Origin of the sequence: Geodermatophilus sp. DSM 44513, from assembly GCF_032460525.1 — a bacterium.
Lineage (GTDB): Bacteria > Actinomycetota > Actinomycetes > Mycobacteriales > Geodermatophilaceae > Geodermatophilus.
Map to the genome: position 1 here is coordinate 2,209,224 of NZ_CP135963.1, position 14,850 is coordinate 2,224,073.

General features: G+C 75.4%; 14 protein-coding genes. 11 read left to right on the top strand and 3 right to left on the bottom strand.

Annotated features, from left to right (window positions below):
• The 8 genes from RTG05_RS10720 to gcvP all read left to right on the top strand — a co-directional run bounded on the left by RTG05_RS10720 (position 1) and on the right by gcvP (position 7,919).
• Entirely contained in the window at positions 1-333 is a 333-nt protein-coding gene (locus RTG05_RS10720) for a small basic family protein (RefSeq protein WP_166528614.1), read from the top strand.
• Positions 330-1,190, top strand: coding sequence for a DUF881 domain-containing protein (locus RTG05_RS10725; RefSeq protein WP_315912539.1), 861 nt, complete (start codon positions 330-332; stop codon positions 1,188-1,190). The genes RTG05_RS10720 and RTG05_RS10725 overlap by 4 nt, the downstream gene beginning before the upstream one ends.
• Before the next feature lie 45 nt (positions 1,191-1,235).
• Entirely contained in the window at positions 1,236-1,649 is a 414-nt protein-coding gene (gcvH, locus tag RTG05_RS10730) for a glycine cleavage system protein GcvH (protein ID WP_166528615.1), read from the top strand.
• A 275-nt stretch (positions 1,650-1,924) separates the two neighbouring features.
• Complete coding sequence (locus tag RTG05_RS10735) at positions 1,925-2,437, top strand: oxoglutarate dehydrogenase inhibitor Odhl (protein WP_089304313.1); 513 nt, start codon at positions 1,925-1,927, stop codon at positions 2,435-2,437.
• Between the two features lie 49 nt (positions 2,438-2,486).
• Positions 2,487-3,209: a transcriptional regulator FtsR gene (locus RTG05_RS10740; RefSeq protein WP_166528616.1), complete on the top strand. Its 723-nt coding sequence runs from the start codon at positions 2,487-2,489 to the stop codon at positions 3,207-3,209.
• Between the two features lie 119 nt (positions 3,210-3,328).
• Complete coding sequence (locus RTG05_RS10745; protein ID WP_166528617.1) at positions 3,329-3,820, top strand: bifunctional nuclease family protein; 492 nt, start codon at positions 3,329-3,331, stop codon at positions 3,818-3,820.
• A gap of 362 nt (positions 3,821-4,182) precedes the next feature.
• Positions 4,183-4,704 (top strand): MerR family transcriptional regulator, encoded by a 522-nt coding sequence (locus RTG05_RS10750; protein WP_315912576.1) that lies wholly within the window; start codon positions 4,183-4,185, stop codon positions 4,702-4,704.
• A 218-nt stretch (positions 4,705-4,922) separates the two neighbouring features.
• The gene (gcvP, locus tag RTG05_RS10755; RefSeq protein WP_166528619.1) at positions 4,923-7,919 is read left to right on the top strand and encodes an aminomethyl-transferring glycine dehydrogenase; all 2,997 of its coding nucleotides are present in this window, start codon (positions 4,923-4,925) and stop codon (positions 7,917-7,919) included.
• 150 nt (positions 7,920-8,069) lie between these two features.
• Here gcvP and coaA read toward each other — a convergent pair whose 3' ends face one another.
• Entirely contained in the window at positions 8,070-9,032 is a 963-nt protein-coding gene (coaA, locus tag RTG05_RS10760; protein ID WP_166528620.1) for a type I pantothenate kinase, read from the bottom strand.
• A gap of 122 nt (positions 9,033-9,154) precedes the next feature.
• Here coaA and RTG05_RS10765 point away from each other — a divergent pair, with 122 nt between their 5' ends.
• Positions 9,155-9,973 carry a GNAT family N-acetyltransferase gene (locus tag RTG05_RS10765; RefSeq protein ID WP_166528621.1) on the top strand — a complete coding sequence of 273 codons (819 nt, stop codon included), beginning with the start codon at positions 9,155-9,157 and terminating at the stop codon, positions 9,971-9,973.
• A 7-nt stretch (positions 9,974-9,980) separates the two neighbouring features.
• Here the strand turns inward: RTG05_RS10765 and RTG05_RS10770 are convergent, their stop codons facing one another.
• On the bottom strand, positions 9,981-10,880 hold the full coding sequence (locus tag RTG05_RS10770; protein WP_166528622.1) for a serine hydrolase family protein: 900 nt from the start codon (positions 10,878-10,880) through the stop codon (positions 9,981-9,983).
• A gap of 111 nt (positions 10,881-10,991) precedes the next feature.
• Entirely contained in the window at positions 10,992-11,528 is a 537-nt protein-coding gene (locus tag RTG05_RS10775) for a YbhB/YbcL family Raf kinase inhibitor-like protein (RefSeq protein ID WP_166528623.1), read from the bottom strand.
• Between the two features lie 233 nt (positions 11,529-11,761).
• Between RTG05_RS10775 and RTG05_RS10780 the strand changes: the two genes are divergently transcribed.
• Both RTG05_RS10780 and RTG05_RS10785 read left to right on the top strand, forming a co-directional pair.
• The gene (locus RTG05_RS10780; RefSeq protein ID WP_166528624.1) at positions 11,762-12,493 is read left to right on the top strand and encodes a beta-phosphoglucomutase family hydrolase; all 732 of its coding nucleotides are present in this window, start codon (positions 11,762-11,764) and stop codon (positions 12,491-12,493) included.
• Positions 12,490-14,850: a glycoside hydrolase family 65 protein gene (locus RTG05_RS10785; RefSeq protein ID WP_166528625.1), complete on the top strand. Its 2,361-nt coding sequence runs from the start codon at positions 12,490-12,492 to the stop codon at positions 14,848-14,850. The genes RTG05_RS10780 and RTG05_RS10785 overlap by 4 nt, the downstream gene beginning before the upstream one ends.

Consider the following 14,850-nt stretch of genomic DNA (forward strand, 5'->3'; position numbering starts at 1 on the left):
GTGATCCCGATCATCGGTCTGGCCCTGGGCATCGCGCTCGGCCTGCTGCTCGAGCCCACCGTGCCGCTGTGGTTGCAGCCCTACCTGCCCATCGCCGTCGTCGCCGCCCTCGACGCGGTCTTCGGCGGCTTCCGCGCCCGGCTGGACGGGATCTTCGACGCCAAGGTGTTCGTCATCTCCTTCGTCTCCAACGTGGTCGTCGCCGCCCTCGTGGTGTTCCTCGGCGACCAGCTGGGTGTCGGCGCGCAGCTGTCCACGGCGGTCGTCGTCGTCCTCGGCATCCGCATCTTCGGCAACGCCGCGGCCATCCGCCGACACGTGTTCCGGGCGTGACCGGGCAGCACCCGGGGCCCGGCGCCGAGCAGCCCGCCGCCGGCGAGGTCCACCCGGGGGACGACGCGCCGGACCCCTCTGCCGCCGGCACCCCTGCCCCGGACCCCGGCACCCCCGCGGCCGCGGACCCGCCCGCCGCGGAGGAGCCCCCCGCGCGGCGGCGCCGTCGCCGCGACCCGCTGGCCGCCGCGCTGATCGGCGTCCTCACCCTGCTGCTCGGCTTCGCCTTCGCCGTGCAGGTGCGCACCACGGGGACCGGCGAGGACTACTCGACGCTGCGGGAGGAGGACCTCGTGCGCATCCTGGACACCCTCGACGCCCGCGAGGACCGGCTGCGGGAGGAGATCGCCGACCAGCGGTCCCGGCTGCGCGAGCTGGCCAGCGACGACGGCCGGTCGGAGGCGGCGCTGGCCGAGACGCGGGAGCGGGCCGAGGCGCTGGGCATCCTCAACGGCACCGTCGCCGCCCAGGGGCCGGGGCTGGTGATGACCGTCCGCGACCCGGAGGGCCGGGTGCGCGTCGCCGACCTGCTGGACGCCGTCCAGGAGCTGCGCGGCGCCGGCGCGGAGACGATGCAGATCGACGACGTCCGCGTGGGGGTGTCCACGGCGGTCACCGGCGATCCCGGGCAGCTGCGCGTGGACGGCGTCGAGGTGCAGAGCCCCTACGAGTTCCGGGTGATCGGCTCCCCGCAGGACCTGGCGACGGCGATGGCCATCCCGGGCGGCGTCGTCGACCGGATCGGCCGGCAGGGCGGCAGCGTGGACATCGTGCAGGCCCCGGTCGTCCTCGTGGACGCGTTGCGGCAGCTGGACCGGCCTCAATACGCTGCGCCCGACACCGGCGACGGCGACTGACGCCGCACCGGCCGACACCACCCACCCCCCGGGAGACGACGCCGCATGAGCACGCCCGACGACCGCCGCTACACCGAGCAGCACGAGTGGGCCCTGCTGGTGGGTGAGGGCGCGCAGCCGGGCGGGGGCCCCGTCGTGCGGGTCGGCATCACCGACCACGCCCAGGACGCGCTCGGCGACATCGTCTTCGTGCAGCTGCCCGAGGTGGGCGCGGAGGTCGCACCCGGCAACCCCATCGGCGAGGTGGAGTCGACCAAGTCGGTGTCCGACGTCTACGCCCCGGTCGCCGGCGTGGTGGCCGCGGTCAACGAGGCGCTCACCGACGCGCCGGAGACCATCAACGGCGACCCCTACGGCGCCGGCTGGCTGGTCGAGATCACCGTGACCGGCGACGGTGGCGACCCCACCCAGGACCTGCTGGACGCCGCTGCCTACCAGGCCCTGGTCGACGCCGGCTGACCTGCGGCGCGGCGTCCGGCGGGGGCCGCTGCCGCCTCCTGCGGGGTCACTATGCTCACCCGCCGGGACGCCGCCGAGTCCGCCGGACGACCGCGGAGCCTCACCCTGTACGTCCGGTTGACCCTCGGGTCGGCCGACTGGTTCCATGACCCACGGCCCGCCGTGCACCGCGCGGCGACCGACCCGCGACGAGCCGTCCGGCCCGCCGTCCGGCGGCCGCCCGCAGCCGGACCCCCGTCCGCGGCGGGGCCACCCCTGCACCCGAGGAGACAGACGTGCACTGCACTCGTTGTGGCCACAACAACCCCGAGGGCAGTCGCTTCTGCGCGCAGTGCGGCGCGGCGCTGTCCCAGGAGCGGATCGGCGAGTCCACCAGCGTCATCCCCAAGGTGGGCGGTGAGGACTCCGCGGAGACCCCGGAGGTGACCGAGGCCGACGCACACGCCGGCGCGGTGGAGTCGCTGCCCGCGGGCTCGGCCCTGCTGGTCGTCAAGCGCGGGCCCAACGCCGGCAGTCGCTTCCTGCTCGACCAGGACGTCACCACCGCCGGACGACACCCCGACAGCGACATCTTCCTCGACGACGTCACGGTCAGCCGCCGGCACGTGGAGTTCCACCGCGAGGGCGGCGGCTACTCGGTGCACGACGTCGGCAGCCTCAACGGCACCTACGTCAACCGCGAGCCGGTCGACGTGGCCACCCTGGCCGGCGGCGACGAGGTGCAGATCGGCAAGTTCCGCCTCGTCTACCTGACCGGCCCGCGCACCGGCGAGCCCGCCGGCGCGTGAGCCGGCGCGCACGGGGGTCAGGGCCGGTGCGGACGGCACGGACGGCGGCGTGAGCGCGGTGCCCTCGCGCACCGACGGGCCCGGGGACCCCGGGGGCCGGCACGCGCCGCGGCTGACCATCGGCGAGGTGCTGACCGTGCTGCGCGAGGACTTCCCGGACGTGTCGATCAGCAAGATCCGCTACCTGGAGTCCGAGGACCTCGTGCACCCCCAGCGGACGCCGTCGGGGTACCGCAAGTTCTCCTCCGCGGACGTGGCCCGGCTGCGCTACGTGCTGGCCGCCCAACGCGACCAGTACCTCCCGCTGCGGGTCATCAAGGATCACCTGGCCGCGCTCGACCGGGGTGAGCCGCTGCCCGGCGGCACGCCGCCGGCCGCACCGCCGCCGGCCGACGGCGACGCCGGCGCCCTGACCCCCGAGCAGTTCGCCCGGGCGGCGGGGCTGGAGCCCGGTCAGCTGGCCGACTGCGTGCAGTTCGGGCTGCTCGCCACCGACGCCGACGGCCGGCACCCCGCCGCCGACCTGCCGATCGCCCGGGCCGCCGCCGGCCTGGCCCGGCACGGCATCGAGCCGCGGCACCTGCGCGTCTACCAGAACGGCGCCGAGCGGGAGGCCGGGCTGGTCGAGCAGCTGGTCGCACCGGTGCTGCGGGCCCGCTCGGAGGAGACCCGCAGCCGCGCCGCGGAGAAGCTGCGGGAGCTCAGCACGCTGTCCGCCCAGCTGCACGGCGCGCTGCTGGAGGCGCGCCTGCGCGACCTCCTGCGCCCCTGACCGCGGCGTACCGTGGACCCGGTCGGGCCCCGAGTCCACGGCCCCGTCGCCGACCGCGTCCACCAGCCGCCCGCACCGATCCACCGCCCGTCCCGGGCCGCAGCTGAGGGAGTCCCACCGTGCAGGAGCTCAGAGTCGTCGGCGTCCGGGTCGAGCTGCCCGGGAACCAGCCCATCCTGCTGCTCAAGGAGACCCAGGGGGAGCGGTACCTGCCCATCTGGATCGGCGCCGTCGAGGCGGCGGCCATCGCCTTCGAGCAGCAGGGCGTGCGCCCCGCCCGGCCGATGACCCACGACCTGCTGCGCGAGGTGGTCACGGCGCTCGGCGCGACCCTGGAGGCGGTCAACATCACCGAGATGCGCGACGGCATCTACATCGCCGAGCTGGTGTTCGGCGACGAGCGGGTGGTCAGCGCCCGCCCGTCGGACGCCGTCGCCCTCGCCGTCCGCACCGGGGCGCCGATCTTCGGCGCCGAGGCCCTGCTCGACGAGGTCGGCATCGAGATCCCCGACGAGCAGGAGGACGAGGTCGAGAAGTTCCGCGAGTTCCTCGACCAGATCTCCCCCGAGGACTTCGGCGCGGGCTCGGGCTCCGGCGGCAACCCCTCCTGACCCGAGCGCCCTCCCGGCCCGGGGCCGGTGGGGCCGCTGTGACGGCGGGTGCGCCCGGGTCGCGTGGGTCCGCTCCCCGGCGCCTCCGGGTCAAGCCGCCGGCGCAGCACGCCGATACCCCCCCGATGGGGGAGTGCTGCGACACGCCGCCCGCCTCAGTTGACCCACCCCAGGGCCCGGCTTACGGTCGGCGAACAACAGCGGTGGAAGTCCCGGCACACGACACGGCAGCCCGCCTGCAGTGACCCGAGCTCGGCGTCCCACCGCGGGGGACCGCGGCGAGTGCTGCGGGAGCAGAGGAGGACGCTGACGTGAGCGACCAGAGCAAGGGCTCCCAGGGTCAGCTCTTCAGCGACGCTGCCGTGGGCGCGCAGTCCTACGACGAGGTCGACAGCGACCTCGTCGGGTACCGCGGCCCGACGGCGTGTGCCGCTGCCGGCATCACCTACCGTCAACTGGACTACTGGGCCCGCACCGGCCTGGTCGCCCCCTCCGTGCGCAGCGCCACCGGCTCGGGCACCCAGCGGCTCTACTCCTTCCGCGACATCCTGGTGCTCAAGGTCGTCAAGCGGCTGCTGGACACCGGCGTCTCGCTGCAGAACATCCGCAAGGCCGTCGACCACCTGCGCAACCGCGGCACCAAGGACCTCGCCAACGTCACCCTCCTGTCCGACGGCGCCACGGTGTACGAGTGCACCTCCGCCGAGGAGGTCGTCGACCTGCTCGCCGGCGGCCAGGGCGTGTTCGGCATCGCCGTGTCCGGCGCGCTGCGCGAGCTGACCGGCGAGCTCGCCGAGCTGCCCGCCGAGCGCGTCGACGGCGCCCCGCTGCACGCCACGGACGACGAGCTGTCCCTGCGCCGCCGCCGCCGCGCGGCTGTGTAGCTGGTCGCCCTCCGGGCTCCGACCGCGGCCAAGGTCCATCCCCGGCTCGCGCTGAGCCCATCCGTCGTCCTCCGCCGGGGAGCCTCCGGCTCCCGCGCCGGAAGCCGACCCTCGCAGGCGGCTCCTGTCCCAGCGTCTTCGGCTCTCGTCCCGTCCCTCCTCGCGGGGACCCTGCGGGCCCCCGGTCGGAGGGACGGAGCGCTGGTACCGTCCGCGTAATGGCGGACCGAGCTCCTGAGCCCCTGCCCGCACTCGCCGCGCTGGACCCCGCCGGGTCCTTCACCGCCCGGCACATCGGCCCGCGACCGGACCAGACGCAGGCGATGCTCGCCGCCGTCGGGCACCCGTCGCTGGAGTCGCTGGTCGACGCCTGCGTGCCCGAGGCGGTCCGCGACCGCAGCGCCCTGGACCTGCCCCCGGCCGCCGACGAGTCCACGGTGCTGCGCCAGCTGCGCGAGCGCGCCGGCGCCAACGAGGTGTTCACCTCGATGATCGGGCTGGGCTACTCCGGCACGGTCACCCCGGCGGTCATCCAGCGCACCATCCTGGAGAACCCCTCCTGGTACACCGCCTACACGCCCTACCAGCCCGAGATCAGCCAGGGCCGGCTGGAGGCGCTGATCAACTTCCAGACGATGGTCGCCGACCTGACCGGGTTGCCCGTCGCCGGCGCCTCCATGCTCGACGAGGCCACCGCCGCGGCCGAGGCGATGACCCTGCTCCGCCGGGCCGGGCGGGCGAAGGCGGACGCGGTGTTCGTCGTCGACGCCGACACCCTGCCGCAGACCCTCGCCGTGCTGCGCACCCGCGCCGAGCCACTGGGCATCGGCCTGCACGTCGCCGACCTGTCCGCCGGCTGGCCCACCGACCTGCCGGACGCCGGGGCGTTCGGCGTGCTTCTGTCCCACCCGGGCGCCAGCGGCGCCGTCCGCGACCACCGGGCGCTGGCCGCCGCCGCGCACGAGGCCGGCGCCGCGGTCGTCGTCGCCGCCGACCTGCTCGCGCTGACGCTGCTCGAGGCGCCGGGGGAGTGGGGCGCCGACGTGGCCTGCGGCACCACCCAGCGCTTCGGCGTCCCCATGGGGTACGGCGGGCCGCACGCCGGCTACCTGTCGGTGCGCGAGGGCCTGGCCCGCCAGCTGCCCGGCCGGCTGGTCGGCGTCTCGGTGGACGCCGACGGCGACGTCGCCTACCGGCTGGCGCTGCAGACCCGCGAGCAGCACATCCGCCGGGAGAAGGCGACCAGCAACATCTGCACCGCCCAGGTGCTGCTCGCCGTGATGGCCGGCGCCTACGCCGTCCACCACGGCGCGGAGGGCCTCACCGCGATCGCCGCCCGCGTGCACCGCAGCGCCCAGACGCTGGCCGGCTGGCTGCGCGCCGGCGGCGTGGACGTCGTCCACGACCGGTTCTTCGACACCGTGCAGGCCCGCGTCCCCGGCCGGGCCACCGAGGTGGTCGCCGCCGCGGCGCAGCGGCGGGTCAACCTGCGGCTGGTGGACGCCGACACCGTGGCCGTGGCCTGCGACGAGACGACCACGGTCGGCACGCTGCGGCTGGTCGCCGCGTCCTTCGGCGTCACGCCGGACGACGCGGTGCTCGACGACGCCGGAGTGGACGCCCTGCCGCCCGAGCTGCGCCGCCGCACCCCGTTCCTCACCCACCCGGTGTTCTCCGCGCACCGCTCGGAGACCGCGCTGCTGCGCTACCTGCGCCGGCTCGCGGACAAGGACCTGGCGCTGGACCGCACGATGATCCCGCTGGGCTCGTGCACGATGAAGCTGAACTCCGCGGTGGAGATGGCCGCGGTCACCTGGCCGGAGTTCGCCCACCTGCACCCCTTCGCGCCCGCCGAGCAGGCCCGCGGCTACCGGCAGCTGATCGACGAGCTGTGCACCGCGCTGGCCGAGGTCACCGGGTACGCCGCGGTCAGCGTGCAGCCCAACGCCGGCTCGCAGGGCGAGTTCGCCGGGCTGATGGCCATCCGCGGCTACCACCACAGCCGCGGTGAGGCGCACCGCGACGTCTGCCTCATCCCCTCCTCGGCGCACGGCACCAACGCCGCCAGCGCGGTGATGGCCGGCATGCGGGTCGTCGTCGTGGCCTGCGACGAGGCGGGCAACGTCGACGTCGCCGACCTGCACACCAAGGTCGGGCAGCACGCCGACCGGCTGGCCGCGATCATGATCACCTACCCGTCGACGCACGGGGTGTTCGAGGCCCAGGTACGCGACATCTGCGCCGCGGTGCACGACGCCGGTGGGCAGGTCTACGTCGACGGCGCCAACCTCAACGCGCTGGTCGGCCTGGCCCGCCCGGGCCGGTTCGGTTCCGACGTCAGCCACCTGAACCTGCACAAGACCTTCTGCATCCCGCACGGCGGCGGCGGCCCCGGCGTCGGGCCGATCGGCGTCGCCGAGCACCTGGTGCCCTTCCTCCCCGGCCACCCACTGGTGGACACCGGCGGGCAGGGGCCGGCGGTGTCGGCGGCGCCCTGGGGGTCGGCGGGCATCCTGCCGATCTCCTGGGCCTACGTGCGGCTGATGGGCCCCGACGGGCTCACCCGGGCCACCGAGCACGCCATCCTGGCGGCCAACTACGTGGCCGCCCGGCTGCGCGAGCACTACCCGGTGCTCTACACCGGCGCCGACGGGCTGGTCGCGCACGAGTGCATCCTCGACATCCGGCCGCTCACCAAGGCCACCGGGATCACCAACGACGACATCGCCAAGCGGCTGGTCGACTACGGCTTCCACGCCCCGACGATGAGCTTCCCGGTCGCCGGCACGCTGATGGTCGAGCCGACCGAGAGCGAGGACCAGGCGGAGCTGGACCGCTTCGTCGACGCGATGGTCGCCATCCGCGGGGAGATCGAGAAGGTCGCCACCGGGGAGTACGACCGCACCGACAACCCGCTGCGCAACGCGCCGCACACGCTGGCCATGGTGGCGGGGGAGTGGGGCCGGCCCTACCCGCGGGAGACCGCGGTGTACCCGGTGCCCGGCCTGCGCGGCCGCGGCTACCTCGCCCCGGTGCGCCGGATCGACCAGGCCTACGGCGACCGCAACCTGGTCTGCTCCTGCCCGCCGCTGGAGGCGTTCGCCGAGCCGGAGCCGGCCCCCGGCCCGGTCGCGCACGAGCCGGACCGCGCCGAGGGCGCGCCGGACGACCTGGGCACGACCATGGACGCCGTCCCCGCGGGCGCCCCGGCCTGACGCGGCGGCGCCGCGCCCGCGGCGTCCCGGGGACCACCCGGCCGACCCTCGGCCGGGTGGTCCCGCATCAGCGCCGTACTACCGTTATCCCGAACAAACCTCACCGAAACGCCACCAGGGGAACAGCGGTGACCGGGGGAGGGCCCCGGGTCAGATCTTGCGCAGCAGCACCCGCCGGACCTCGTGGTCGGCGGCCTTCTGCAGCACCAGCCGGGCGCGGGACCGGGTGGGGGCGATGTTGTCGCGCAGGTTGGGTCCGTTGACCGCCGCCCAGATGTCCAGCGCGGTGTCGCGGGCCTGCTCGTCGGTGAGTCCGGCGAACCGGTGGAAGTAGGCGCTGCTGTCGGCGAAGGCGGTGCGGCGCAGGGCGAGGAACCGCTCGACGTACCACCGCCGGATGTCGGACTCCGGGGCGTCGACGTAGACGGAGAAGTCGAAGAAGTCCGACAGGAAGACCTCCGGGGCGCGGCCGTCGGCCGAGCGGCCGGCCTGCAGCACGTTGAGCCCCTCCAGCACGAGGATGTCCGGCCGGTCGACGACCTGCCGCCCGTCGCGGACGACGTCGTAGGCCTGGTGGTCGTAGAGCGGGGCGCTGACCTCGCCGCGGCCGGACTTCACCTCGGCGAGGAAGCGCAGCAGCGCCCGCCGGTCGTAGCTCTCGGGGAAGCCCTTGCGGCCGAGCAGCCCGCGGGCCTCCAGCTCGGCGTTGGGCAGCAGGAACCCGTCGGTGGTGACCAGGTCGACCCGCGGGTGGCCGGGGCCGGCGGCGAGCAGGGTCTGCAGCAGCCGGGAGGTGGTGCTCTTGCCGACGGCGACGCTGCCGGCGACGGCGATGACGTAGGGCACCTTGGCGGTGGCGTCGCCGAGGAACTCGCTGCGGGCCGCCCACAGCCGCCGGCTGGCCTCCACGTGCAGCCGCAGCAGCCCGGCCAGGGGCAGGTACACCGTGGTGACCTCGTCGAGGTCGATGCGGTCGCCCAGGCTGGCCAGCGAGGCCAGCTCGGCGGCGTCCAGGGGGAGGGAGGTGCCCGCCGCCAGCGCCCGCCACGAGTTCCGGTCGAAGACCGCGTAGGGCGACACCTGGGGCCGTGCCGCTGCGGTCACGCCGCCCATCCCAGTGCCGTCACGGGGCACATCGTGCCGTCCGGTCCCGCGGCCGCCTCCGGCCGGGTGGCGGAGGCGGGCGGCGGGCCGCGGCGGCGGCCACGGGGGGCGCCGGCGTCTAGGGTGCGCGTGTGTCCCTGCCCCCCGGGCTGCTCCACCGCGTCGAGCGGTACTTCGCCGCGGCGCCGCTGCCCGACGTGCGGGTGGAGACCGCGGGCGGCCTGGACGTGCCCGTCGGCAGCCCCACCTGGCCCTACCCGGCCCGGCCCCGGCCGGGGGAGCGGGTCACCGCCGACGACGTCCGCGCGGCCGCGGCGCTGCAGGAGGCCGCGGGGCTGCCGGTGGCGGTGGAGTGGGTGTGCGAGGACTCGCCGACGGCGGAGGCCGCCGTCCGGGCCGCGGGGCTCGTCGTGGACTCCGCGCCGCTGCTGGTGGCCGCGGACCCGGTCGAGCTGCTGCTGCCCTCCGGCGTCCGGCTGTACCTGGTCGGTGCCGACGACCCGCAGCTGCCGCGCTACGAGCAGCTGGCGTCGATCGCGTTCGCCCACCCCGGCCCGTACCAGGAGGCCGGCGACACGGCGGTCGTGCCGGCCGTCGGCACGACCCCCGGCTCACTGCGGACGGCGGTGCTGCGCGAGCGGATCGCCACCGGCCGCACCGTCATGATGGTCGCGGTGGAGGGCGGCGCGCCGGTCGCGGTCGGCACCCACCACCCGGTCGACGTCGAGGGGGTCGAGGTCACCGAGATCGCCGGCGTGGCCACCCTGCCGCGGCTGCGCGGCCGCGGGCTGGGCGCGGGGCTGGCCTCGGCGCTGACCGCGCACGCCCGAGAGACCGCCGAGCTGGTGTTCCTGGTGGCCGGGGACGACGACGTCGCCCGGGTCTACGAGCGGACCGGGTTCGCCCGGCTGGCGACGGTGGGCCTGGCCGACCTGTCCGGCGGGCCCTGAGCTGGGCTCAGAGCCCGGTGGGCACCGCGGCCGCGGCGGCGTCCAGGGCGGCCGCGGCGTCGGCCCAGCCGACCGAGGAGCGCACCTCGCTGAGCAGCACGACCACCCGGTCGTCGACGACGCCCACCGAGTGCAGGTGCCGCTGGCCGGACAGGCAGCACATCCAGCCCTGCTTGACCGCGGGTTCGGGCAGGGTGCCGAACACGCCGAACTCCTGGTCGAAGCCGTCGGAGGCGATCGGGGTGGCCGTGCCCATCCAGCCCAGCAGGGCCGCGGCGTCGTCGGGGTGGGCCACGACCGGCAGGCGGATCAGGAACCAGGCGAGGTCGTTCGCGGTCGTGGTCGTCTCACCCCACTGCCCCCACCGGCGCGGCGGGTCGGTACCGGCCAGCCCGTAGCGGGCGGCGACGTCGCGCACGGCCCGCGCACCGTCGAAGCGCACCCAGAGGTCGGAGGCGGCCGGGTCGTCGGAGCTGCGGATCATCACCTCCAGCTGCGCGCGGTCCCGGTCGGTGAGCGTCACGGCACCGGTGCGGGCGCGGTGCAGCACGTCCTCGGCGAGGTAGAGCTTGACCATGGAGGCGGTCGGGAACGGCCGGTCGGCCAGCTCGCTGCTCGCCCGGGTGGCCAGCATCCGGGCGCTGGCCGCCTCGGCGGCGCGGATGGACAGGCCCGCGAGGCGTTCCTGCTGCCGGGCGACCACGACCGCCAGCGTGCCGACGTCCCCGTAGGCGGCGGTCACCGACGGGACGACGGCCGACGGAGGGGTGCCCTCCTGGGCGGCCGCGGCCCGCGGGGCGAGCAGGCCGGAGAGCACCAGGGCGAGGAGCACGACGGGCAGCACGAGGGGTGCTGCGACCGGCGGGAGGACGCGCGGGGCGCGCGGCAGTGCCCGGCCGGTGGACATGCCGTCATCGTCCGCCGGGCAGGTGACGGGGACCTGACCCGCCAGGGTGACACCGTGTGTCGTACGCCGAGTGCGCCCGTTCCGTCACCGCCCGGTGACGGAACGGGGGGTTCAGCGCTGCTCGTACGTGCCGACCAGCACCGCCCGGGCCAGGGTGTGGCTGAACAGCTGGAAGCCGAGGTAGGCCGGCGAGGCGTCGGGGGTCACCTCGAGCCGGTCGACGTCGACGGCGTGCACCGTGACGAGGTACCGGTGCGGCCCGTGGCCGGCCGGGGGCGCCGCGCCGACGTACCCGGCGAAGCCGGCGTCGTTGCGCAGCTGCACCGCGCCCTCGGGCAGGCCGCCGTCGGAGGCCCCGGCGGGCAGCTCGGTCACCGAGACCGGGAGGTCGGCGACCGCCCAGTGCCAGAAGCCGCTGTGGGTGGGCGCGTCGGGGTCGAAGACGGTGACCGCGAAGCTGCGGGTGGCCTCCGGGAAGCCCGACCAGGACAGCTGCGGCGAGCGGTCCTGCCCACCGGCGCCCATGACACCGCTCACCTGGGGCGCCTGCAGCGGCGCCCCGTCGGTGACGTCGGTGCTGGTCAGCTCGAAGCCCGGCACCTGCGGCAGGAAGTCGTAGGGGCTGGGCGGCGTCGGGCGGTCGGCCATGGCGTGCTCTCCTCGCGGGTCGGGTGTGCAGGGACGGCGCGTCCCTGCGTCCGACCCTAGAGAAGGGACCCCGTACCCCTCACCGTGAGAGGACCCGGTCCCCCTCGCCCCCCGCGGGCTCGGGACGAGCCCCCGGACCGGGCCGGCAGCGCGCCTCCGCACGAGGCCGCGGGTCGGTGAACTGCGGATTCCCGGCGCGGCGGGGGTGGACCGGCGCCGGTAGCGTCGCAGCCGTGCTCGGTCTCCCCGGCAACACCCGCGCGTGCCTGTTCGACCTCGACGGCGTCCTGACCCGGACGGCGACGGTGCACATGGCCGCCTGGAAGCGCACCTTCGACGAGGTGCTGGCCCGCGTCGACCCGGCCGCCGGGGAGTTCACGCAGGAGGACTACAACCGCTCCGTCGACGGCAAGCCGCGGCTCGACGGCGTCCGCGACTTCCTCGCCAGCCGGGGGATCACGCTGCCGGAGGGCACGCCGGACGACCCGCCCGACGCCGCCACGGTGCACGGTGTCGGCACCCGCAAGAACCAGCTGGTGCACGCCGAGCTCGCCGAGCACGGCGTCGAGGTCTACCCCGGCTCGGTGCGCTACCTGCGCGCGGTCAAGGACGCCGGCCTGGCCACGGCGGTGGTCACCGCCTCCCGCAACGGGGCGCAGGTCATCGCCGCCGGCGGTTTCGCCGACCTCATCGACGCCCGCGTGGACGGCGAGGTCGCCGCCGCCCAGGGGCTGCGCGGCAAGCCGGCACCCGACACCTTCCTGGCCGGCGCCCGGGCGCTGGGTGTGCCGCCGGAGGAGGCGGTGGTCTTCGAGGACGCCCTGGCCGGGGTGGCCGCCGGTCGGGCCGGCGGGTTCGGCCACGTCGTCGGCGTCGACCGCGTCGGGCAGGCCGCGGAGCTGGCGGCCTCCGGCGCGGACGTCGTCGTGCAGGACCTCGCCGAGCTGCTGGACGAGGAGCCGTGACGGAGGGCCGGCCGGACTTCCCGGTCGAGCCGTGGGCGCTGACAGAGACCGGGCTGGACCACGCCTCGCTCGCCGTCCACGAGTCGGTGTTCGCGCTGTCCAACGGGCACATCGGGATGCGCGGCTCGTTCGAGGAGGGCGAGCCGGTCGTCGTCCCGGGCACCTACCTCAACGGCTTCTTCGAGGAGCGGCCGCTGCCCTACGCCGAGGCCGGCTACGGCTTCCCCGAGCAGGGGCAGACCGTCGTCAACGTGACCGACGGCAAGCTGGTGCGGCTCCTGGTCGGTGACACCCCGCTGGACCTGGACTACGGCGAGGTCGTCGAGCACCGGCGCACCCTGGACCTGCGCCGCGGGCTGCTGCGCCGGCACACCGAGTGGCGCTCGCCCAACGGCCGGGTGGTCAGCGTGACCAGCACCCGGATGGTGTCGCTGCGCCGCCGCTCGATCGCCGCGATCGAGTACACCGTCGAGTGCACCGACGGGCAGGGCGACCTCTACATCGCGCTGCAGTCGGACCTGCTGGCCAACGAGCCGGTCGACAACACCGGCACCGACGACCCGCGGGCGTCGGCCGCGCTGGACCGTCCGCTGGCCGGGGAGATGGCCGTGGCCCGCGGCCAGCGCGCCGTGCTGGTGCACCGCACCCGGCGCTCCCGGCTGCGCATGGCCGCCGGGATGGACCACGTGGTGGAGGTGCCCGACACCTCGACCACCGACATCGAGGCCACCGACGACCTCGCCCGCTTCACCCTCGCCGCCCGGCTGCCGCAGGGCTCCTCGGTCCGACTCGTCAAGTACCTGGCCTACGGCTGGTCGTCGCGGCGCTCGGCGGCGGCGCTGCGCGACCAGGTCGAGGGGGCGCTGGCCACCGCCAAGCTGGCCGGCCTCGAGCGGCTGGTGCGCGAGCAGCGCGAGGTCCTCGACCAGCACTGGCAGCACGCCGACGTGGAGATCGAGGGCGACGAGGAGCTGCAGCAGGCGGTGCGGGTGGGCATGTTCCACCTGCTGCAGGCCGGGCTGCGGGCCGAGCGCCAGCCCATCCCGGCCAAGGGGCTCACCGGCCCCGGCTACGACGGGCACACCTTCTGGGACACCGAGACCTACGTGCTCCCGGTGCTCACCTACATTGCGCCGGTGGCCGCCCGCGACGCGCTGCGCTGGCGGCACTCCACCCTGGAGCTGGCCCGGGAGCGGGCCCGCGTGCTGGGGCTGGCCGGTGCGGCCTTCCCGTGGCGCACCATCCGCGGCGAGGAGACCTCGGGGTACTGGCCGGCCGGGACGGCGGCCTTCCACATCAACGCCGACATCGCCGACGCCGTCGTCCGGTACTGGCACGCCACCGGCGACGAGGCGTTCGACCGCGACCACGGCGCCGAGCTGCTGATCGAGACCGCCCGACTGTGGGCGTCGCTCGGGCACTTCGACGACGAGCACGGCTTCCGCATCGACGGCGTCACCGGCCCGGACGAGTACACCGCGGTGGTGGACAACAACGTCTACACCAACCTCATGGCGCAGCGGAACCTGCGCGAGGCGATCGCCGCGGTGCACCGGCAGCCCGACGTCGCCGGCCGGCTGGACGTCGCCGAGGACGAGCTGTCCCTGTGGGAGCGGGCGGCGGCGCTCATGGCGGTGCCCTACGACACCCGGCGCGGGGTGCACATGCAGTCCGACGCCTTCACCCACCACGAGGAGTGGGACTTCGCCAGCACGCCGCCGGACTGCTACCCGCTGCTGCTGCACTACCCGTACTTCGACATCTACCGCAAGCAGGTGATCAAGCAGGCCGACCTGGTGATGGCCCTGCACCTGCGCGGGGACGCCTTCACCCCGGAGGAGAAGGCCGCCGACTTCGCCTACTACGAGGCGCGGACGGTGCGCGACTCCTCGCTGTCGGCGACCCAGCAGGCGGTGGTGGCCGCCGAGACCGGGCACCTGGCACTGGCCTACGACTACTGGGGCGAGGCCACGCTGACCGACCTGCAGAACCTGCACGGCAACTCCGGGCACGGCCTGCACCTTGCCTCGCTGGCCGGCGGCTGGACGGTCGCCGTCGCCGGGTTCGGCGGCATGCGCGACCACGACGGGCAGCTCACGTTCGCCCCGCGGCTGCCCGAGCGGATCAGCCGGCTGCGCTTCCGGCTCAACTACCTGGGGCGGCTGCTGGTGGTCACCGTGACGCCGACCCGGGCCACCTACCGGCTGAGCGAGGGCGAGCCGCTCGACGTCCACCACCACGGCCGGCGGCTGACGGTGGGCGAGCAGGAGGTCGCCGCGGACATCCCGCCCGCGCCCGAGGTGACCCAGGTGCACCAGCCGCCCGGCGTGGCGCCCCGCCGGCGCGGCCGCGGCTAG

What these genes read in the sequence shown, in the direction of transcription:
- gcvH (WP_166528615.1), top strand. Translation starts at nt 1,236, where the DNA reads ATGAGCACGCCCGACGACCGCCGCTACACCGAGCAGCACGAGTGGGCC.
- gcvP (WP_166528619.1), top strand. Translation starts at nt 4,923, where the DNA reads ATGGCGGACCGAGCTCCTGAGCCCCTGCCCGCACTCGCCGCGCTGGAC.
- coaA (WP_166528620.1), bottom strand. Translation starts at nt 9,032, where the DNA reads ATGGGCGGCGTGACCGCAGCGGCACGGCCCCAGGTGTCGCCCTACGCG.
- RTG05_RS10770 (WP_166528622.1), bottom strand. Translation starts at nt 10,880, where the DNA reads ATGTCCACCGGCCGGGCACTGCCGCGCGCCCCGCGCGTCCTCCCGCCG.
- RTG05_RS10775 (WP_166528623.1), bottom strand. Translation starts at nt 11,528, where the DNA reads ATGGCCGACCGCCCGACGCCGCCCAGCCCCTACGACTTCCTGCCGCAG.